General features: G+C 72.2%; 17 protein-coding genes. 12 read left to right on the top strand and 5 right to left on the bottom strand.

Going from position 1 to position 19403, the window contains the following annotated elements:
• The first annotated feature begins 29 nt into the window (after nucleotides 1–29).
• The 4 genes from ACFOYY_RS27455 to ACFOYY_RS27440 all read left to right on the top strand — a co-directional run bounded on the left by ACFOYY_RS27455 (nucleotide 30) and on the right by ACFOYY_RS27440 (nucleotide 4062).
• Nucleotides 30–668 (top strand): HAD family hydrolase, encoded by a 639-nt coding sequence (locus ACFOYY_RS27455; protein WP_352009837.1) that lies wholly within the window; start codon nucleotides 30–32, stop codon nucleotides 666–668.
• 44 nt (nucleotides 669–712) lie between these two features.
• A complete protein-coding gene (locus ACFOYY_RS27450) occupies nucleotides 713–970 on the top strand; it encodes an HPr family phosphocarrier protein (protein ID WP_352009836.1) in 258 nt (85 codons plus the stop codon).
• Nucleotides 967–2649 carry a phosphoenolpyruvate--protein phosphotransferase gene (gene ptsP, locus ACFOYY_RS27445; RefSeq protein WP_386193320.1) on the top strand — a complete coding sequence of 561 codons (1683 nt, stop codon included), beginning with the start codon at nucleotides 967–969 and terminating at the stop codon, nucleotides 2647–2649. Before ACFOYY_RS27450 ends, ptsP begins: the two co-directional genes overlap by 4 nt.
• Before the next feature lie 96 nt (nucleotides 2650–2745).
• Complete coding sequence (locus tag ACFOYY_RS27440) at nucleotides 2746–4062, top strand: glycoside hydrolase family 3 protein (protein WP_352009834.1); 1317 nt, start codon at nucleotides 2746–2748, stop codon at nucleotides 4060–4062.
• A 43-nt stretch (nucleotides 4063–4105) separates the two neighbouring features.
• Here the strand turns inward: ACFOYY_RS27440 and ACFOYY_RS27435 are convergent, their stop codons facing one another.
• From ACFOYY_RS27435 to ACFOYY_RS27425, 3 genes are all read right to left on the bottom strand, one after another.
• Nucleotides 4106–4231, bottom strand: a complete 126-nt coding sequence (locus tag ACFOYY_RS27435; RefSeq protein WP_352009833.1) for a hypothetical protein — start codon at nucleotides 4229–4231, stop codon at nucleotides 4106–4108.
• An 80-nt stretch (nucleotides 4232–4311) separates the two neighbouring features.
• Nucleotides 4312–8817, bottom strand: coding sequence for a cation-translocating P-type ATPase (locus ACFOYY_RS27430; protein ID WP_386193315.1), 4506 nt, complete (start codon nucleotides 8815–8817; stop codon nucleotides 4312–4314).
• 128 nt (nucleotides 8818–8945) lie between these two features.
• The gene (locus ACFOYY_RS27425; protein ID WP_352009831.1) at nucleotides 8946–9215 is read right to left on the bottom strand and encodes a hypothetical protein; all 270 of its coding nucleotides are present in this window, start codon (nucleotides 9213–9215) and stop codon (nucleotides 8946–8948) included.
• A gap of 1 nt (nucleotide 9216) precedes the next feature.
• Between ACFOYY_RS27425 and ACFOYY_RS27420 the strand changes: the two genes are divergently transcribed.
• Nucleotides 9217–9828, top strand: a complete 612-nt coding sequence (locus ACFOYY_RS27420; protein ID WP_386193312.1) for a hypothetical protein — start codon at nucleotides 9217–9219, stop codon at nucleotides 9826–9828.
• 198 nt (nucleotides 9829–10026) lie between these two features.
• On the opposite strand, the gene ACFOYY_RS27415 is transcribed toward ACFOYY_RS27420, so the two are convergent.
• Nucleotides 10027–11229, bottom strand: coding sequence for an acyl-CoA dehydrogenase family protein (locus ACFOYY_RS27415; RefSeq protein ID WP_386193310.1), 1203 nt, complete (start codon nucleotides 11227–11229; stop codon nucleotides 10027–10029).
• Nucleotides 11230–11311: 82 nt separating this feature from the next.
• On the opposite strand from ACFOYY_RS27415, the gene ACFOYY_RS27410 reads away from it, so the two are divergent.
• From ACFOYY_RS27410 to ACFOYY_RS27380, 7 genes are all read left to right on the top strand, one after another.
• Nucleotides 11312–11959 (top strand): HAD family hydrolase, encoded by a 648-nt coding sequence (locus ACFOYY_RS27410; RefSeq protein ID WP_386193307.1) that lies wholly within the window; start codon nucleotides 11312–11314, stop codon nucleotides 11957–11959.
• Between the two features lie 103 nt (nucleotides 11960–12062).
• Nucleotides 12063–12569, top strand: coding sequence for a DUF6912 family protein (locus ACFOYY_RS27405; RefSeq protein ID WP_352009827.1), 507 nt, complete (start codon nucleotides 12063–12065; stop codon nucleotides 12567–12569).
• 28 nt (nucleotides 12570–12597) lie between these two features.
• Nucleotides 12598–13248 (top strand): HAD family hydrolase, encoded by a 651-nt coding sequence (locus ACFOYY_RS27400; protein ID WP_362910067.1) that lies wholly within the window; start codon nucleotides 12598–12600, stop codon nucleotides 13246–13248.
• Nucleotides 13249–13359: 111 nt separating this feature from the next.
• A complete protein-coding gene (locus ACFOYY_RS27395; RefSeq protein ID WP_362773267.1) occupies nucleotides 13360–14073 on the top strand; it encodes an HAD family hydrolase in 714 nt (237 codons plus the stop codon).
• Between the two features lie 548 nt (nucleotides 14074–14621).
• Complete coding sequence (locus ACFOYY_RS27390) at nucleotides 14622–15479, top strand: hypothetical protein (RefSeq protein WP_386193304.1); 858 nt, start codon at nucleotides 14622–14624, stop codon at nucleotides 15477–15479.
• The gene (locus ACFOYY_RS27385; protein ID WP_386193301.1) at nucleotides 15476–16669 is read left to right on the top strand and encodes a S8 family peptidase; all 1194 of its coding nucleotides are present in this window, start codon (nucleotides 15476–15478) and stop codon (nucleotides 16667–16669) included. The genes ACFOYY_RS27390 and ACFOYY_RS27385 overlap by 4 nt, the downstream gene beginning before the upstream one ends.
• Before the next feature lie 107 nt (nucleotides 16670–16776).
• A complete protein-coding gene (locus ACFOYY_RS27380) occupies nucleotides 16777–18735 on the top strand; it encodes an acetoacetate--CoA ligase (protein WP_386193298.1) in 1959 nt (652 codons plus the stop codon).
• On the opposite strand, the gene ACFOYY_RS27375 is transcribed toward ACFOYY_RS27380, so the two are convergent.
• Entirely contained in the window at nucleotides 18716–19366 is a 651-nt protein-coding gene (locus ACFOYY_RS27375) for a GNAT family N-acetyltransferase (RefSeq protein WP_362910059.1), read from the bottom strand. The two genes, ACFOYY_RS27380 and ACFOYY_RS27375, sit on opposite strands and share 20 nt — an antisense overlap.
• Between the last annotated feature and the right edge of the window lie 37 nt (nucleotides 19367–19403).

The following is a 19403-nucleotide window of genomic DNA, read 5'->3' as shown; positions in this document are numbered from 1 at the left end:
GACCACGACGATCTCTAGCGGGGACGACCATGGATGCTGCGTTGTTCGACCTGGACGGCACGCTCATCAACTCCGAGCGGCGGAGCCAGGCCATGTGGGCCATGTTGTTCGACAGGCACGGGGTCGGCCACGACCGCGACGCGTTACGCGGATTCATCGGGCGGCGGGGGCGTGACGTCCTGGCCGAGCGGACCGATCTCTTCCCCGGCGTCGCGATCGACGACCTGCTCGCCGAGGTCCGCTCCTTCCACGACCACCCGGGACTGCCCGAGGTCACCCAGGTTCCCGGCGCCGCCGACCTGATGCGCAGGGCCGCCGAGTACGGCGCGCGGATCGCCGTTGTCACCTCGGCCCACCCGGACTGGGCGGACAAGAGGCTCGCCGAGGCCGGGGTGAGCGACCTCGTGCTGACCGTCGTCTCCTCCCGGGACGTGACCGTCGGCAAACCCGACCCCGAGGGGTTCCTGCTGGCCGCGGAGCGGCTGGCCGTCGAACCCGCGCGGTGCGTCGTCTTCGAGGATTCGATCGCGGGGATTGCGGCGGCCAAGGCGGCGGGTATGACATGCGTGGGGATAGCGACGACCCACGAGGGCTCCGAGCTGGCCGAGGCGGACCTTGTGGTCACCGACCTGACGACGGTCGACTGGCCTCCATCCACCATTCGATGATCCGGGCGGTCTAGACCGCCCGGTCGACCCTGCAGGAGGAGCACGTGGCCCAGCGCCAAGTCACCGTTGAGTCCGAGGTCGGCCTGCACGCCCGCCCCGCCGCGACGTTCGTGCAGACCGCGGCCAAGGCGTCCCTTGAGGTGACCGTCGCCAAGAAGGGCGGGGAGCCGGTGAACGCCAAGAGCATTCTCGCGGTCCTCTCCCTCGACGTCCGGCAGGGGGACACCGTGGTGATCGAGGCGGAGGGCGAGGGGGCCGACGAGCTGCTGGACGAGCTCGCACTCATCGCATCGGCTCCATGAACGCGCTCACGGGGGTCGGCGTGAGCCCGGGTGTCGGATCCGGGCCCGGATACGTCCTTTCACGCGAGGTCCCCGTGCCGGACGCCGACGCCCGTCACGACGGTGACGCCGAGGCCGAGCGCGCCAGGGCCGCCCGCGCCCTCGAACGGGTCGCCGCCGACCTGGAGGAGCGGGGGGCCAGGGCGGGGGGCCAGGCCCAGGAGATCCTCAAGGCCCAGGCGCTGATGGCGCGCGACCCGGGGCTGGCCGTCGGGGTCGCCGGGCTGATCGACGCCGGGATGAACGCGTCGAGGGCCGTCTACGAGGGGTTCGGCGGATACCGCGAGATGATCGTCGGCGCCGGGGGATACCTCGGTGAGCGCGCGGCCGACCTGGACGACGTGCGGGACAGGGTCGTCGCCCTCCTTGAGGGACTGCCCGCCCCGGGGCTGCCCGCGCCCGGTGTCCGGCCGTACGTGCTGCTGGCCCGTGATCTGGCGCCCGCGGACACGGCGGCGCTGTCCAGGGAGGTGGTCGCGGCGTTCGTCACCGAGCAGGGCGGGCCGACCAGCCACACCGCGATCCTCGCCAGGGCCATGGGGGTGCCGGCCGTGGTCGCCTGCCCGGGGGCGGCCTCCGTCGCCGCGGGGACCGAGGTGCTCGTCGACGGCTTCTCCGGCCTCGTACGGCTCGACCCCTCCCCGGAGGAGGTGGAGACCGTGGCGAGGGCCGCGGCGGCGAGGCAGGCCGTGCTCGCGGCGGCCACCGGCCCCGGGGCCACCGCGGACGGTCATCCGGTGCCGCTGCTGGCCAACGTCGGCGGGCCGCGTGACGTGGAGGGGGCGTTGCGGCACGGCGCCGAGGGGGTCGGCCTCTACCGCACCGAGTTCCTCTTCCTCAACAGGACGGCGCCGCCCTCCGAGGAGGAGCAGGTCGCCGCCTATCTCGGGGTGCTCGACGCCTTCCCCGGCGGGCGGGTCGTGGTGCGCACACTCGACGCGGGGGCGGACAAGCCGCTGGCCTTCCTGCCGCCGCCCGGCAAGGAGCCCAACCCGGCGCTGGGCCAGCGCGGTCTGCGGCTCTTCCAGCGGTACCCGGAGATCATGGAGACCCAGCTCAGGGCGCTGGCCAGGGCGGCCGCGCGGTCTTCGGCCAAGCTCCAGGTGATGGCCCCGATGGTGGCGACCAGGCAGGAGGCCGCCTGGTACGTGGCGGCGTGCAAGGAGGCCGGGATCGCCTCGGCCGGGGTGATGATCGAGATCCCCTCGGCGGCCCTGCGCTCCGGTGACCTGGCGGCCGAGGCGGACTTCTTCTCCATCGGCACCAACGACCTTGCCCAGTACACCCTGGCCGCGGACCGGGAGGTCGGGGGACTCGGCATGCTGCACGACCCCTGGCAGCCCGCGCTGCTCGACCTGGTCCTCGCGGCCGTCAACGGCGCCGCCGAGCGCGGCAGGTCCTGCGGGGTCTGCGGAGAGGCCGCCGGGGACCCGGCCCTGGCCTGTGTGCTGGTCGGGATGGGCGTCACCTCACTGTCGATGGCGCCGACCGCGCTGCCCGCCGTACGGGCGGCTCTGTCGCTGCACACGCGGGAGCGGTGCGTGCTGGCCGCGCAGGCCGCGCTGGCGGCCTCCAGTCCGTCGGACGCCAGGGCCGCGGCCCGCGCCCACCTGCCGGAACTGGCCGGACTCGCCCTCTGAGGTCTTTTCCGTAACGGGGAGGCGCGGCGTGTCGGAGTCCGTGACGCGGATAGCGTGGAACCCATGGTTCGGTGTATTCGCACGACTGGTCTCGCAGTGATCGCGACGATGGTGGCCGGATGTGCCGCGACGGGGGCCTCGGCGCCTGTCAGGGCGGCGGAGAGCCAGGCCGGGAGCGCCTCGGCCCAGGCGGCCTCACCCTCGGTGGCATCTCCCTCCGCGTCCTCGCCTGAGCCGTCCACGGCCCCTCCTGCGGGCTCTCCCGCCCAGGTCGAGGCCGTGCTGCGGAAGATGAGCCTGGAGGAGAAGGTCGGCCAGCTCTTCATGCCGGTTCTGTACGGCCCGGCCGCCGACACCTCCTCGCCGGAGAACCGCGCCCGCTACGGGGTGGACACCCCGGCGAAGGTGATCGAGAAGTACCGTCCCGGCGGGGTGATCCTGTTCCCCTGGGCGAACAACGTCAAGGGCGTCCGGCAGGTCGTCGCGCTCACCAACGGGCTGCAGAAGGCCTCCCCGAGGATTCCGCTGCTCGTCGGCGCCGACCAGGAGAACGGCCGGGTGTCCCGCCTGGCGCCGCTGGTCACCGACATGCCGGGGGCCTCGGTCATCGGCTCGACCGGCGACCCGTCGCTGGCGCGCAGGGCCGCCAAGGTGACCGGCGCCGAGCTGAAGGCGCTGGGCATCAACCTCGACTTCGCCCCGGTCGCCGACGTGAACATCAACCCGCGCAACCCGGTGATCGGTAACCGCGCCTACGGCTCGGACCCGAAGAAGGTCTCGCCCATGGTCGCCGCCGCGGTCCAGGGCTTCCACGACGCGGGCGTCGCCTCGACGGCCAAGCACTTCCCCGGGCACGGCGACACCAACGTGGACAGCCACACCGGGCTGCCGGTCATCCAGCACTCCCGGGCCCAGTGGGAGAAGCTGGACGCCCCGCCGTTCGCCGCCGCGATCGGTGCGGACGTCGACGCGATCATGAGCGCCCACGTGGTCATGCCCAAGCTCGACCCGTCGGGCGACCCGGCCACCCTGTCCAAGCCGATCCTGACCGGCCTGCTGCGTGACAAGCTCGGCTTCGACGGCGTCGTCTCGACCGACGCGCTGGACATGGCCGGGGTGCGCAAGAAGTACGGCGACGCCCAGGTGGCGGTGCGGGCCGTACAGGCGGGGGCGGACCTGCTTCTGATGCCGCCCAACTACTCGGCGGCCTACGACGGGGTGCTGACCGCGGTGAAGTCGGGGAAGATCTCCAGGGCGCGGCTCGACCAGTCGGTACGGCGGCTGCTGAAGCTGAAGTTCAACCGGGGCCTGCTGGTGAAGGCGCCGGTCGCCGACCCGGACGAGGCCGAGCGGGTGCTGCGTTCACCCGAGCACCGCAAGGTCGCCCGGCTCATCAACAGCCGGGCCCGCTGAGGGTCCCCTGAGGGGCCCGCCGGCGGGTCCGTGAAGATCGGGGTCAGACGGGCAGGAGGCCGCCACGACGGATCATGGCGAGGGTGAGCGACTGCACGATGCGCATGATGAGGGCTTCGAGCAGAAGAGCCACGGCCTTGGCGACGACCGAGCTCAAGAATCCGGACATGTCTACCTCAAATCACTGAAACACTACTTCGGGGATAATTGCCGACATAGCGTCACAAATCAATACTTTGAGGTTTCCTTTTAATGAACAGACGGTGACGGATCGCGGGTCCACCGCTCGAACGCCGTTCCGGCCAGCGTGGCCGCCAGGGAGCTGCCCAGGGCGATGCCCCATCCCACGGGCCCCAGCGGCCGGCAGCCGAAGAACAGGCAGATCACGGGGACGGAGACACTGGCCGCCAGGACGCCCATCGAGGCGATCACGGCCAGCAGGACCACCCGGTCCCGGCCGCCGCTGGCCAGGGTCTGGAACAGCTGTGTGGAGATCAGGGCGACCAGCGCGATCGTGTTCGCCCGTCCCCGCGTGCCCGTCACCCGCCCGATCAGCCAGGCCATCGACGCCGCCCCGGCCGTCGTCGTGGCGCGCAGGTAGATGTCCCGGGTCAGCGAGGCGCCCAGGGACGCCTCAGGACCCTCGGCCAGCAGCCGCTCCGGGCTGGTCGCCGCCGGAGGCCTGACCGCGACCGCCATCGCGGGCAGCATGTCGGTCAGCAGGTTGACCAGCAGCAACTGGCGGGCGTTCAGCACGCTGCCGCCGGTGAGCAGGTTCGAGCCGACCGCGAAGACGATCTCCCCGACGTTGCCGCCGAGCAGGATGCTCAGGGCGTCGCGGACCGAGCTCCACATGGCCCTGCCCTCGATGAACGCGTCCACGATCGTCTCGATGCGGTCGTCGGTCACCACGACGTCGGCCGCGGTCCTGGCCGCCGGGGTGGCGCGGGAGCCCAGGGCGATCCCGACGTCGGCGGCGCGGATGGCCGGGGCGTCGTTGGCCCCGTCTCCGGTCACCGCGACGACCTTCCCCGCCCGGCGCAGGCAGCTGACGATCCTGACCTTGTGCGCGGGGGTCGTCCTGGCGAAGACCGCAACCCCGGGAAGCCGCTCGACCAGGGTCGCGTCGTCCATCTCGTCCAGCTCGGGGCCGGTCATCACCCGCCCGCCGTCCAGCAGGTAGAGCTCGGCGGCGATCTCCGCCGCGGTGCTCGGATGGTCACCGGTGATCATGACGATCCTGACGCCCGCCCTCGTCAGGCGGCCGACGCTCTCGGCCGCCGTAGGCCTGACCGGGTCGGCCAGGCACAGGAACCCCAGGAAGGTCAGCTCGTCGACCCGGGAGTCGTCCAGGTCACGGCGGTCGGAGGCGGGCCGTTCGGCCACCGCGAGCACCCGGTAACCCTGCAGGGCGAGCCGGTCGACCTCCTCCTCAAGCCCCTTCCTCGCCGCGGCGGTCATGCGGACCGTACGGCCGTCGCGCAGCAGGTGCGCGCAGCCGGTGAGCACGATCTCGGGGGCGCCCTTGACGCTCAGCACGTGCCCGGAGGGGCCGAGGCCGAGCACCGCGTGGTAGCCGCGTCCCGGCTCGAAGGGCAGCTCCTCGACCCGGCTCCAGACGCCCAGCCCCTCCTGCGGCGTCACGTCGAGCCGCCGCGCCCCCTCGACCACCGCGCGGTCCGTCGGGTGGGCGATGGGCTTGCCGTCCTCGTAGCGGGGGCTCGCGCGCAACCCGGCGGCCACGATCCGCCGTAGCTCCTCGTCCAGCCGCTCCGTCGAGTGCTCGGAACGCCCGTCGGAGACCACCCGCAGGCTGATGCGCCCCTCGGTCAGGGTCCCCGTCTTGTCGAAGCAGAGCACGTTCACCCGGCCGAGGGCCTCGATCGTCGAGGGGTTGGGCACCAGGGTCTCGCGGCTCGACAATCGCCTGGCCGCGGCCAGTTCGGCGGCCGAGGCGATGAAGGGCAGCCCCTCGGGCACCGAGGCGACCGCGAGGCTCACCGCCAGGGCGAGCGCCTGCGGCATCGACCGCCCCCGCAGCAGGTCCGCGACCAGCACGACGACACCGGAGCCGATCGCGACCGGCAGGATCCTGCGGCTCAGCGTCCGCAGCCGCAGGTGGACCCCGCTCTGCGGGCGCTCGTCGGCCGAGAGCCGCGCGGTGCGCGCCGCCTCCGTCTCCTCACCCGACGCCACGACCACGGCCAGCCCGTGCCCCGCGGCGACCGTCGTGCCCTGGTAGACCATCGAGCTGCGGTCGGCGACCGCGGAGGCGTCCACCGGGGCGGGCGCCTTCGGGACCAGCAGGGACTCACCGGTCAGTCCCGCCTCGTCGATCTCCAGGCCGATCGACGACAGGATCCGGCAGTCGGCCGGTACGGCGTCGCCCGCGCGCAGTTCGATGACGTCTCCCGGCACGAGCGTGTCCGCCGTCGCCACCTCGGTCGTGTGCGCCGAGCCTCTCTCAGGTTTTTTGGCCTTCTTGCCCTTCTTGGGCTCTTTGAGGTCCTTGACGTCTTTGGAGAAGGGACGGCGCAGCCGTACGTGGTCGGCGACGGACTCGGTCAGGCGGTGCACGGCCCGGTTGGCCGATGTTCGCTGCCCGCCGCCGATGAGCGCGTCCACGATCATGACGCCGCCGATCAGCACGCCGTCCAGGACGGAGCCCACCATCGCGGACAGGCCCGCCCCGGCCGCCAGCACCGGGGTCAGCGGGTTGGCCAGTTCCTCAAGGGAGGCGCGCAGCAGCGAGTCGGTGCCGTCCGGCTCTCCCGGCGGCGGCGGAGGCCTGCGCCGTACGGCCTCGGACTTGGGCAGGCCGTCGAGGGAGGAACCGAGCCTGGACAGCACGGTGTCGACCGGCAGGGCGTGCCAGGGGGTCGGGTCGGCGCGCTCGGCGGGCGCCGCGTTGCCCAGTTCACGGGCCGTCCACTCGCCCACGACGATCGCGGCCAGCGCCGTACCGTCACTGACCAGGCGGGCCCTGCTCACGGAGGCGGTCCTGGGGCCGGTGCCCGCGAGCGCCGCGCCCGCCGCCGCCGTCGCCAGGCTGAGCCGTACGCACCGCTCACCGGCCCGTCTGGCCGGGGCCAGGCAGCTCAGCAGCAGGTGGGCCGTCTCCAGGTCGCCCAGCACGTCCGCCTCCCACGGCACGCCGTCGGGACCACCGAGCACGCCGACGCTCAGATCGGCCTGGGCCATCGCGGACGTCGACCGCCTGGAGACCACCGCGACCCCGTGGCCCTCCGCCTGGAGCGCGCGGATCCGCGTCGTCAGCCGGTGGCCTCCCGGGAGGGTCTTCGGCGGCGTGCCGTCCCCGCCTCCGCCTCCCACGGCGAGCCGCCTGACCACCTCGCGGGCACCCTCACCCGCCAGCAGCACCGAGCAGCCCTGGGGGGCGGTGACCAGCGCGTCCGCGATGGACACGAGTTCGGGCGCCAGACCGGCCAGGGCGACCGGCACGCCCCGCCTGGTCACCCGGACCGGCCGCAACCCCAGGGAACGCCACTCGCGCCCCTCGGCGGCGGGAAGCCTGGCGGGTTCGGCCGCCCAGTGGCCGCGCTCACGGCGCGCGCCGGGATCGGTCGCGTCGAGCAGGCCGGGCAGCAGGGCGTTCAGCTCGGCGGGGTCGATGCCCTCGGCCAGGGGCACGACGCGCTCGACCGTCCACGAGCCGGTCAGGAACAGGGCGGCGTCGAGCACGACCGTGTCGAGGCCGTCCATCCGGCGCAGCGCGTGACTGTCGAGGACGACCGCGCCACGTTTGGCCAGGGTGCGCCCGACCGCGCTGGAGAACGCCTCCCGCCCGGCCTTCGCGGCACTGGGCGTCGCGGCGATCATCATGGCGAGACCGCGGTCACGGCTGCCGCTGACGACGTGGGTCAGCACCGAGACACCGAGCGCCGCCGGGCTCGCCAGTCGTTCGAACCGCTCGACGGGACTGTGCTCAAGCGGCGTGGTCCTGGTCCTCCTGCGCCTGCGGACGTGCCGGTAGGCGCCCTCGTCGGAGGCCAGTTCCCGCGCACGCGAGTCCCAGGCCCGCCGTGCCTCACGGGCCTCCACGTAACGCTCGGCGGCGGAGACCGCCTGCACCAGCAGCCCGACGGGCTGGAGCGCGAGCGTGCCCGTGACCACGTTCGCCGTCGTGAACAGGGCGGAGGTGGCCTGGTGGCCGAGATGGCGGGTCAGTCTCGTCCGGATCGCCGGGGTGGACTCGGCCAGGTGCAGCAGGGCGGGGACGACCGGGGACAGCGGCGGAAGGTGCGCAAGCCGCCCGGCGACCGCGAGCCCCGTTCCGAGGGCGCTCGCGCCCAGCCTGATGCCCGCCCGGGTGCGCTGCTCGACCACTCTGGCCAGGGCCGGTCCGGGGCCCCGCCCCGCCGTGCCCTCCGCTGCGCCCCCCGCCTCCCGCGCCTCCTCGTCCTCCTCCTGCTCCCACTCGTCCTCGTCGTCGAGTTCCGCGACGATCGACAGCAGCCTCTTCAGGTCGACGACTCCTTCGTCGCCGCCGACGAAGACGGTGCCCAGCACCCCGTTGACCTCGGCCCGCTCGACCCCGTCGAGCGCGAGCAACAGCGTCTCAAGCCGCCGGGCGAGCCGTTCCGTGCCGGGGCCGCCGATCGCGCGCAGGTCCACGTGGAAGCCGCCCGGGGCCGCCCGTACCGCGCGGGGACGAGGCAACGCCCTGCGCACGGCGTCGGGTACGGCCTCCCACAGCGTCTCGGCGGAAAGCGTGAGCACACGTGACAGCAACATTCGGCTCTCCAGACGGGTCACTCGGGCCTGACGGCCATGACGGAGCCGTACGGCCCGCGCGGGCGGGCCGGACGGCGGATGGTGCTTTCCTGGCGGTCAGGTCACGGGAACACGCCGGAGCAGCCGTGTCACCGCGCGGAGGCTCTGGCCCGCCCCGAACGGCTCATCCCACGGGCGCGCTGGGCGATCACCGTGCCGACCCCGATGGCCGCGGCGACCGGCCACTCGATCAGGCCCGCGACGGCCAGCGCGCCGAGCCCGCCGTAGTAGACCATGCGCTCGGGCGGCGGCAGGAACGACTTGGCGGCGTCCACGGCCTGGCCCGCCTCCTGGCGGTTGACGTGCGGCAGGCCGACGTGCGGCATGTGGAGGTGCGGGGCGTGGAACTTCACGGTCATCATGGGCAGGTTCACCGTGAGCCCGCGCTTGCCGCCGCTGCCGTTCGCCCGGTGCGTCGAGGTTCCCGCCGAGCCCTGCGTCGTGGCCTGCTGGGCGGTGTTCCTGCGCTGCGCGGTGGTCCCCGTTGTCGAGGCCCTGGCCGATGTCCTCGTTGAGGCCCTGGTCGAGGTCTTGGCCAGAGACCTGGCCCGGGGCTTGGCGGTCGAGGTCGTCGAGGTCGTCGAGGGCTTGGCCGCCGAAGACGTCGCCGGGGACCTGGTCGAGGCGCCGGTCGAGGTCTTCGCCGGAGTCTTGGCGCGGGACTTGGCGGGTGACTTGGCCGATGCCCTGGTCGCCGTGGTCCCGGTGGTCGGTGCCTTGGCGGTCGAAGCCCTGGTGGTCGAGGCCCTGGTGGTCGAGGCCTTCGTCGCCGGGGTCCTGGCCGAGGTTCTGGCCGAGGTTCTGGTCGGTGTCTTGGCCGAGGTGCCCGCCGAGGACCGCTGCGTGGTGCTCGGCCGGGTGGTCGTCTTCGCCGCCGAGGATGTCGCGGTGCTCTTCCTCGCGGCCGGTTTCCGCGTGGCGGATGGGCTTGACTTCGAAGCCGTACGGCTCCGCGTCGTGCCACCTGTCTGACTTACGGTCATGGCCCCTCCCCAAAGGAGTCGAGGGATCGTTCCAACATCGTTCCAACATGGTGCCCGCGAGCGGCGGCGACACCTCTCACGTGCGGTTATTCGGCACTGGGGCGTTCTTTTAGCCTTCCTCACCCCAGGTCTCCGAAACGCGGTCGCGTTCCAAGAATCGGACATTAAGGAGGGAAGGGTGGTGATGTCAGGAAAGGTGAGGCTTGAGCTCACGGCGGGCGACGGCCCGCAGATGTACCTCGTCGGGACCGCCGAGAATGCGCATCGCGCGGGCGTGGACGTACATCGAGGCCAGCGGGACGTCGTCGGAGACCCCCAGGGCGCCGTGGACCTGGATGGCCCGGTCGATCACCTCACAGGCCACCCTGGGGGCGACGGCCTTGACGGCGGAGATCTCGGCGGAGGCGGCCTTCGCACCCACGGTGTCGATCATCCAGGCGGCCCGCAGCCCCAGCAGCCTGGCCTGGTCGACGGCCAGCCGCGACTCGGCGATCTGCTGCTGCACGACGCCCTGCTGGGCCAGGGTCACGCCGAAGGCCACCCGGTTCGCGGCGCGGGCGCACAGCAGCTCAAGGGCACGCTCGGCCATGCCGATCGCGCGCATGCAGTGGTGGACACGCCCGGGACCGAGACGGGTCCGCGCGATACGCAGGCCGTCGCCTTCCTCACCGAGGAGGTTCGCCACGGGCACCCGCACGTCGGACAGGACGAGCTCGGAGTAGCCGCGTTGCTCCTGGTAGCCGAACACCGGCAGGTGGCGGACGACCTCGACGCCTGGGGTGTCCATCGGGACCAGCACCGTCGACTGCCTGCGGTGCGCGGGGGCCTCCGGGTCGGTGTTGCCGAGCACGATCACGACCCGGCAGCGCGGGTCGGCGGCACCGCTGACGAACCACTTGCGGCCGTTGACCACGTAGTCGTCGCCGTCGCGGACGATGGAGGTCGTGAGGTTCGTCGCGTCGCTCGACGCCACGGCGGGCTCGCTCATCGCGAACGCCGAGCGGATGCCGCCCGCGAGCAGCGGGGTGAGCCAGCGGGCCCGCTGCTCGGGCGAGCCGAAGGTGTGCAGCAACTCCATGTTGCCCGTGTCGGGGGCGGCGCAGTTCAGCGCCTCGGAGGCCAGGTCGGGGGAGCGGCCGGTGACCTCGGCGAGACTGGCGTGGTCGAGAACGGACATCCCCGACTCCGAGGGCAGGAACAGGTTCCACAGGCCACGCGAACGGGCCTCCGCCTTGAGGTCCTCGACGACCGGGGGCAGACGGTGGTCCCCGTGTCCGGCGGCCTGCCGCCAGGCGTGGTAGACCGGCTCGGCCGGGTAGACATACGACACCATGAAATCGGTCAGGTCGGCGAGGTACTCCTCCGCCTTCGTGCTGAGCGCGAAGTCCATGGCGGTCAGTTTGGCACCCCCCTTCGCCGGTGCTCCGCACAGGGCGGACCTAACCTGGAACGGGTTCCACGAAGGAGGCCGAATGCTCAGAGGCGTACTGATCGACTGGGGCGGCGTGCTCACCGTGAACATGACCGAGGCGATCACGGAGTGGATCACCGTGGACCGCATCGACGCGGACCACTACCACGAGGTGATGCGCGAGCTGGTCGCACGCGCCTACGACGGTGTCCGTGACAGCGAGGAGAACCTCGTCCACGCCCTGGAACGCGGCGAGATCTCCGGACCGGACTTCGAACGGCGCCTGGCCGCCCTGCTCGTCACACTCGACGGCGTCCCACCGGTCGCCGAGGGCCTGCTGACCAGGATGTTCGCCGGGTTCCGCCGGGTCGAGTCCATGTACGGCATGCTGCGTGAGGCCCGTGCCGCGGGAGTGCGCACCTGCCTGCTGTCCAACTCCTGGGCCAACGAGTACCCCCGTGAGGGCTGGGAGGAGGTCTTCGACGCGGTGGTGATCTCGGGGGAGGTCGGCATGCGGAAGCCGGAGCCCGGGATCTTCGAGCACGCCCTGGGCGCGCTGAACCTGACCGGTCCCGAGTGCGTGTTCGTCGACGACGCCGAGGTCAACGTCGCCGCCGCCCGGGCCCTCGGTATCGTCGGCCTCCACCACAGGGACCCGGAGCCGACCATCTCCGAGCTGGAAAGGCTGCTCGGGACGCCACTGCGCTGACCGGTGGTGCGCCGTACCTCGCGGGCCGGGCGGCGGAGCTGTCACACTCGATGGGTGATCGGCGCCGGACGGCGCCACGTCGGAAGAACAGATCGAGGCATCGATGCGCGTCTACCTGCCGTGCACGCTCCCGGCGCTGGCCCGTGTGGCCACGGTCGGGGAGCTCGGCCCGGCCCCGCTGACCGGTTACGCGGTGACCCCCGCGCTGGTCGAATGGTACGCCTCGGGTGACACCGAGGAACTGGAGTACGTCGCCCTGACCGAGGCGGCCAGGGCCTCCCTGCGGATGATCGCCGAGGACAGGGCCGACGGCGTCAAGGCGCCCGCCCGCCGCGTGGTGATCGCCGCCGAGGTCCCCGACGACGAGGTGAACGGCGGGGCCGACCTGGAGGAACGCGCCCGGGTACGGCTGTCGACCGCGGTCCCCCTCAGCAGGATCGCCGCGGTCCACGTGGACGAGGAGGCCGCGACGCCCGACGTCGAGGCCGCCGTCTCCGCGCTGCCCGCCGCGGACCTCGGTGACGACGACGCCCGCTTCACCGTGGACGGCGCCGAGGCCAACGAACTGCTGTGGTACGCCACCCAGGAGATTCCCGACCTGATCGGCTGAGTTCTGGGCGGTTATCCTGGAGAACGATATGAGACACATCGTTTGGGACTGGAACGGCACACTTTTTCACGACATCGACGCCGTTGTCGGCGCCACGAACATCGTGTTCGAGCCGTACGGGATAGCCGCCTACGACGCGGACGGTTTCCGGGCGGTCTACATGCGCCCGATCTGGACGGCCTACGAGCGCATGCTGGGCCGCCCCCTCGACGACGGCGAGTGGGAACGCCTCGACGCGGGCTTCCACGACCACTACCACCGGCTGATGCTGGAGTGCGGCCTGACGGCCGACGCCGTGGGCGCGCTTGAGGCGTGGAGCGCCACGGGCAACCGTCAGTCGCTGTTGTCCATGTGGACGCACGACCGGCTGGGGCCGAAGGTCGCCGAGTTCGGCATCGACCACCACTTCAGCCGGATCGACGGGCTGCGCACCGACTCGGGAGCGCCCCCGGCCATGGGAGGGCACAAGGCCGCCTCGATGGCGGCCCACATCGAGGCGCTCGGCGTCGACCCGGCGAACGTGCTCGTCATCGGTGACAGCGTGGACGACGCCCACGCGGCCCAGCACGTCGGGGCGCGTGCCGTCCTCTACACCGGTGGCATGACCAGCCGGGCCGACCTGCACGCCCTCGGCGTCCCCGTCGTGGACACCCTCACCGACGCCCTCGACCACGCCTGAGCGTCGGTTTCGTGCGTGCGGGTGCCCGGCGGGGCGGTTCGGTGATCGTGAGGCGGGCGACGGCCGTACTCTGGGGCCCGACGGGTCCTCACCCCCACCCCGGAGGCCACGATTAGCCGTCTCGTTCTCTGGAACGTCGACCTCACCCTGGTCGACGTGTCCATCCTCACCCGTGAGGCGTACGCCGACGCCTTCCGCCAGGTCACCGGACGGCCCCTGGTCAAGCTCACCCAGCACAACGGCCGTCCCGACTCCGAGATCATCTTCGAGACGCTGGCCATCAACGACATCGTCGCCGAGGACGCCCACCTGCCCAGGTTCCTCGACGCCCTGGCCGAGGCGTTCGCGGCCAGGCGGGGGCGGCTGGCCAGGGAGGGGCGGATGATGCGGGGCGCGGCCGAGACGCTCAGGGCCGTGGGCGGACTCGGCGGCACGGTCCAGTCGGTGCTGACCGGCACCATCAGGAGCAACGCCGTACACAAGCTGAAGGCCTTCAAGCTGGACAGGTACGTCGACTTCGAGGTCGGCGGCTACGGCGAGGAGGTCTACCCCAAGGCCACCCTGCTCCAGGTCGCCCAGGGCAGGGCCAGGCAGAAGTACGGCGCGGCGTTCGACGGGACCAACACGGTGCTGATCGGCGACTCGGCCAGGGACGTCCAGGCCGCCAAGATCGCCGGAGCCTCCATGGTCGCCGTGGCCACCGGCCGCTCCCTCCCGGCCGAGCTCCGGGAGGCGGGCGCCGACGTCGTTCTCCCCGACCTGTCCGACCCCTCAGCGGTGGTGGCCGCCGTCGAGAGCCTGACGACCCCGGTCCACAGCGCCTGACCGCCTTCGTTCCCATGAACGGTGTGCCCGGCGGGAGAGCGGCGGTTCGGTCCGTCCGGGGACCGGTGGGTGCCGGGTGACGTGCCCGGGCCCTTGCGCCGGTTTCTCGGGGCTCGCCCGGTGGTCACGGACCGCTTCCATCTCTGACCTGGAGTGAGGGGTCGGTGCCCCGGGAATGTCGGCCGGACCGGGGCTCCACGGCGGGATCACCGTCCACCCTCTGGGGATGTCTCAGAGTGACGGATGCGACGTATGGGGTTATTTGGATAAATGGTGTAGTGGGAACTGCGGTGTTGGAACGGGCGTTTCCCCCTCCTGGAATGCAGCACGCGTGATCGGGAGCGACGATGAGCCATCCCCCACCCGCTAATCGGCCTCCCGCGGGGGGACAGGGGTCGGGGCCGTACCCACCGCCGGGCACACCGTGGCCGGCGTACCCCCCGCAGGGGGAGCCCTACGGGCGGCCTCAGCAGCCCCCGCAGCCGCAGGCGCCGACGCCCCAGCCGTATCCGTACCAGGCGTATCCGCAGCAGGGGCGGGCACCCCAGATGTACCCACCCCAGGGACAGCCGGGTACGCCGTACCAGGGCTCCCAGCCGTCGGCGCCGCCCCCGCAGAACGGGCAGGCGCCGTACCCGCCGGGACCCCAGGAGTCCCAGGCCGCGCCGAGGCGGGGGATCGGGCGGATCGTCGCGGGGACCCTCGTCGCCGGGATCGGGCTGGTGATGGCGCTGGGCGGCGGCACGATCGTTGCCCGTGCGGTCGCCAACAGCGAGCAGAAGATCATCAGCAAGGAGTACATGCGCAACCTGTGGCGCAACGTGCCCGTCGAGACGGTCTTCCCCGCCTCCATCGGGGTGCGCGACCCCGACGCGACCGTCAGTGTGGAGAAGGGCTGGACCAGGGCCGCGATCTCGCAGGACACCTCCTGCAAGGCGGCGCTCTCCGGGCGGTTCGCGGCGGCGGCGACCAGACACGGCTGCGTGGCGGCGCTGCGGGCCACCTACCTCGACCCCGGTGGCGGGACCGCGGCCACGGCCGTCGTCCTGGCCCTTCCCAACGAGAACGACCGCAGTGATCTCACCGACGTGCTCACCCGGACCCAGGACGACGAGGGCGGGGCCGAGCAGGCGGTGCACGCCCTCGGCGTTCCGGGCGTGCGGTGGGAGGACGGCGCCCGGGCGGGAAGCGGAGGAATCAGCGTCTTCGCCCCCTACGCCACGTTGTTCGTGGTGGTCACCTCGGGCCCGGTCGACGGCCGGGTGGCCGGACATGTGCCGCAGCCCTGGGGGAAGGGGCAGTTCAAGCAACAGGAGGACCGCGAGCCGTGGAAGATGACGGCGTACGGTCTCGCCCAGACGCTGTCCACGCGCCTGAAGACCGAGGCGGAGAAGGTGCGACCATGATCCGCCGGACGTTGACCGCCGCCCTGCTCGGCGCCGCCCTCCTCGCGGGTACGGCGGCGCCCGCGCTGGCCGAGGCGCCGCACGGCTGGGAGCTCCAGGTCATGAAGGTACGGCAGGCGCAGACCCTGGCCCAGGGCAAGGGGGTCACGGTCGCCGTGCTGGACACCGGGGTGATGGCGAACCATCCGGCCTTCAGGGGGCGCGTGACCTCCGGTCCCGACTTCGTCGGCGGCGGCGCCAGGCCAGGCCGGTCGTACTGGGGCGCGCACGGCACCGCCATGGCGTCGAGCGTCCTCGCTGTCGCCCCGCAGGCGCGCGTGCTGTCCGTGCGGGTCATCTGGGACCGGGAGGACCCCGCGCGCAAGCGAGCGGAGGAGTCGGCGAAGAAGAGCAAGAAGGTCGGACAGGAGGAGAGCCGCAAGTGGGCCGGCGCCGTGGCCAAGGGCATCCGCTACGCGGTGGACCACGACGCCAAGGTCATCTCGATGTCCCTCGGCACCGACGAGTGGTCGTGGGCGGGATACGAGGAGGACACCGCCGCCGCCGTCGACTACGCCTCCAGTAAGGGCGTCGTGGTGGTGGCCAGTTCGGGCAACGGCGGATCGACCGACGCCATGGACCTCGACGCCAACAACAGGGTGTCCTACCCGGCGGCCTTTCCCAGTGTGATCGGGGTCGCCGCGGCGGGCCCCGACGGCGCGCGGGCGGAGTTCTCCCAGGTGCACACCTACACCACGATCGCCGCACCCGGTGTCGACATCTACGCCGCCCGCAACCTGGGCGGCTACGAGTCGGGCAGCGGCACCTCACCGGCGGCGGCGCTGACCTCGGGCACGGTCGCCCTGATGCTGTCGCGCAACCCCAGGCTGACCATCAGGCAGGTCCGCGAGATCCTGACCAGGACCGCGATGAAGCCCCCCGCGGGCTACACCCTGTATCTCGGCCACGGGATCGTCGACGCCGCGGCGGCGGTCCAGGCCGTGGACTCACCACCCCCGGCGGCGAAGGCCGTCGCCTACACCGGCAAGAGGTATCTCGGCGGTGGCCCGGTCGGCTCGCCCGTCGATCACCCGCCCGTCGACTCCGACTACCTCGTCATCGGCGGAACGGGACTCGGTGTCGGGCTGCTCTGCCTGGTCGGCGCCTTCCTCCTGTTCCGCAGGCCCCGCCGTCACCGCGCCGCCCGCTGAGACCGTCTCCGGTACGGCGGGCACGTGGGGGCGGGCCACACCGTGTGCCGGGGGAGTGTGTGCCCGAGGGGGATGACATTCCGGTGGGCCGTCGGGAGGATGGGGGCATGGTTGAGGAAGGTACGCTCCTTTGGGAACCCACCCCCCAGACCGTGCGGGACGCCAAGGTCGCCCGTTACATGGAGTGGCTCGGCAGATCCGGTGACTACCAGGATCTGTGGCAGTGGTCGGTCGACTCGCCGGCTGAGTTCTGGGCGTCGCTCTGGGACTACTTCGGCGTGGTCGGGGAGCGAGGCGCGGGGCCCGTCCTGTCCGGGACGATGCCCGGGGCCGAGTGGTTCGCCGGATCGACGCTGAACTACGCCGAGAACGCGCTGCGCGGGGCGGAGGCCGACCCTGGGCGGCTCGCGGTGGTCTTCCGCGACGAGTCGGGGTCACGCCGTACGCTCACGCTGGGCGAGCTGGCCGGGGAGGTCGCGCGGGTCCGCGCCGGGCTGGCCGCGCTGGGCGTCGGGCGGGGAGACCGGGTCGCCGCCTACGCGCCGAACGTGCCCGAGACGCTGGTCGCCTTCCTCGCCACCGCCTCCCTCGGGGCCGTGTGGTCCTCGTGCTCCCCGGACTTCGGCGCCTCAAGCGTGATCGACCGCTTCACCCAGATCGAGCCGAAGGTGCTGGTCGCGATCGACGGCTACGCCTACAACGGCAGGTGGTTCGACCGCTCCCAGGTGGTCGAGGACATCGCGGCCAAACTGCCGACCCTGGCCGCCCGGGTACGGATGCCCCTGTACGGCGCGCCGCCCCGGGAAGCCGGGGAGAGCCGGGAGGCCGGGCACCGTACGGTCGAGTGGTCAGAGCTGCGGGCCGTGGAGGGGCCGCTCGGCTTCGAGCCGGTGCCCTTCGCCCACCCGCTGTGGATCGTCTACTCCTCGGGCACCACGGGGCTGCCGAAGCCGATCGTGCACGGGCACGGCGGCGTGGTGCTCGAACACCTCAAGGCGCTCTCCTTCCACCAGGACCTGGGGGAGGGCGACGTCTTCTTCTGGTACACCACGACCGGCTGGATGATGTGGAACTACCTCGTCGGCGGCCTGCTGGCCGGTTCGACGATCGTGCTGTACGACGGCTCGGCCACCCACCCGGGGACGGACGCGCTGTGGCGGCTGGCCGCCGAGGAGGGTGTCACCTACTTCGGCACGGGAGCGCCGTACATCGTGGCGTCCATGAAGGCGAACCTGCGCCCCTCGGGGCTCGGGGCGCTGCGGGGGGTCGGCTCGACCGGCTCGCCGCTGCCGCCGGAGGGCTTCGCCTGGGTGCACGACACGATGCCCGAGGTGCAGCTCGGCTCGTTCTCCGGCGGCACCGACGTGTGCACCGGCTTCGTCGGGGCGGTCCCGCTGCTGCCGGTCAGGGCCGGGGTCATCCCGTGCCGGTGCCTGGGGGCCAGGGTCGAGTCCTTCGACCCGTCAGGTAGTCCGGTGACCGGCGAGGTCGGGGAGCTGGTGCTGACCGCGCCGATGCCGTCGATGCCCGTCATGTTCTGGAACGACCCCGACGGGACGAGATACCGGGAGAGCTACTTCGCCGACTATCCCGGGGTGTGGCGGCACGGCGACTGGATCAAGATCCTGTCTGACGGCGGATGCGTGATCTACGGCCGTTCCGACTCCACCCTCAACCGGGGTGGAGTGCGGATGGGGACCAGCGAGTTCTACCGGGTGGTCGAGCGCTTCGAGGAGATCGCCGACAGCCTGGTGATCGACACCGGGCAGCTCGGCCAGGAGGGGCGTCTGCTGCTCTACGTCACGGTGGCCGAGGGGGCGAGCCTGTCCGACTCGCTGATCATGCGGCTGCGCCGGGCGATCAAGGAGGAGCTGTCCCCCAGGCACGTGCCCAACGAGATCGTCGAGGTCCCCGGCATCCCCCGCACGCTCAGCGGCAAGAAGCTGGAGGTCCCGATCCGCAAGATCCTCCTCGGCGTCCCCCCGGAGAAGGCGGCCAACCTCGACGCCATGGCCAACCCGGAGATCCTGTCCTACTTCGTCCCGGTCACCGATCCGGGGAAGTAGGGGCCGCGCCGAACAGCGGCAGGCAGGGTTCGAGACCGTGGATCCCGACCCCGAGCCCGCCTGCCCAGTCCTCGCGGGCCAGGCGCAGGCGCAGGGTCGTCACGGGCTCACCCTGCCTGTTGTGGATCTGGACGCCGTCGTCGGCGTAGCCGAACTTGCGGGAGACCGCCAGGGAGGCGTGGTTGTCGGCGAACGCGCCCGAGGTGGCGTAGCGGGCGCCGAGGCCCTCGAAGGCCAGGTGCAGTACGGCCGCGCGCATCTCGGTGCCGATGCCCCTGCCGTGGAAGCGCCTGCCCAGCCAGGAGCCGCTCGTGACCTCGCGGGTGACGGCGAAGTCGGTGGCCGCTATCGCCTGGGTGCCGACGACCTCCCCCTCGAAGACCACGGCGAACGCGCAGGTCCACTCGGCGGGGGTCCAGGCGCCCCACAGGGAGAAGTGGTACTGGATGGTCCTGCGAGCCCGCTCCTGCGGCTCGGCGTCGCTCCAGGGCACGATGAAGGGCATCGTGCCCTGGTCGTGAACCCCCTCGGCGGCGCGGTCGGCGAGCCGGTCGAGGTCGTCGAGGGAGGGCAGGCGGAGTTCGAGACGTGGGGTGGTCACCCGTAGTCCGGTGAGGGGCCAGTTGCGCATCCCCCGATGCTGCCGTTCCGCCACACGCGGGTCCAGT

It is taken from the genome of Streptosporangium jomthongense, from assembly GCF_042650425.1.
Classification (GTDB): domain Bacteria; phylum Actinomycetota; class Actinomycetes; order Streptosporangiales; family Streptosporangiaceae; genus Streptosporangium.
The sequence above is the reverse complement of the archived record's forward strand: the minus strand, read 5'-3'. Positions and strand labels throughout refer to the sequence as shown.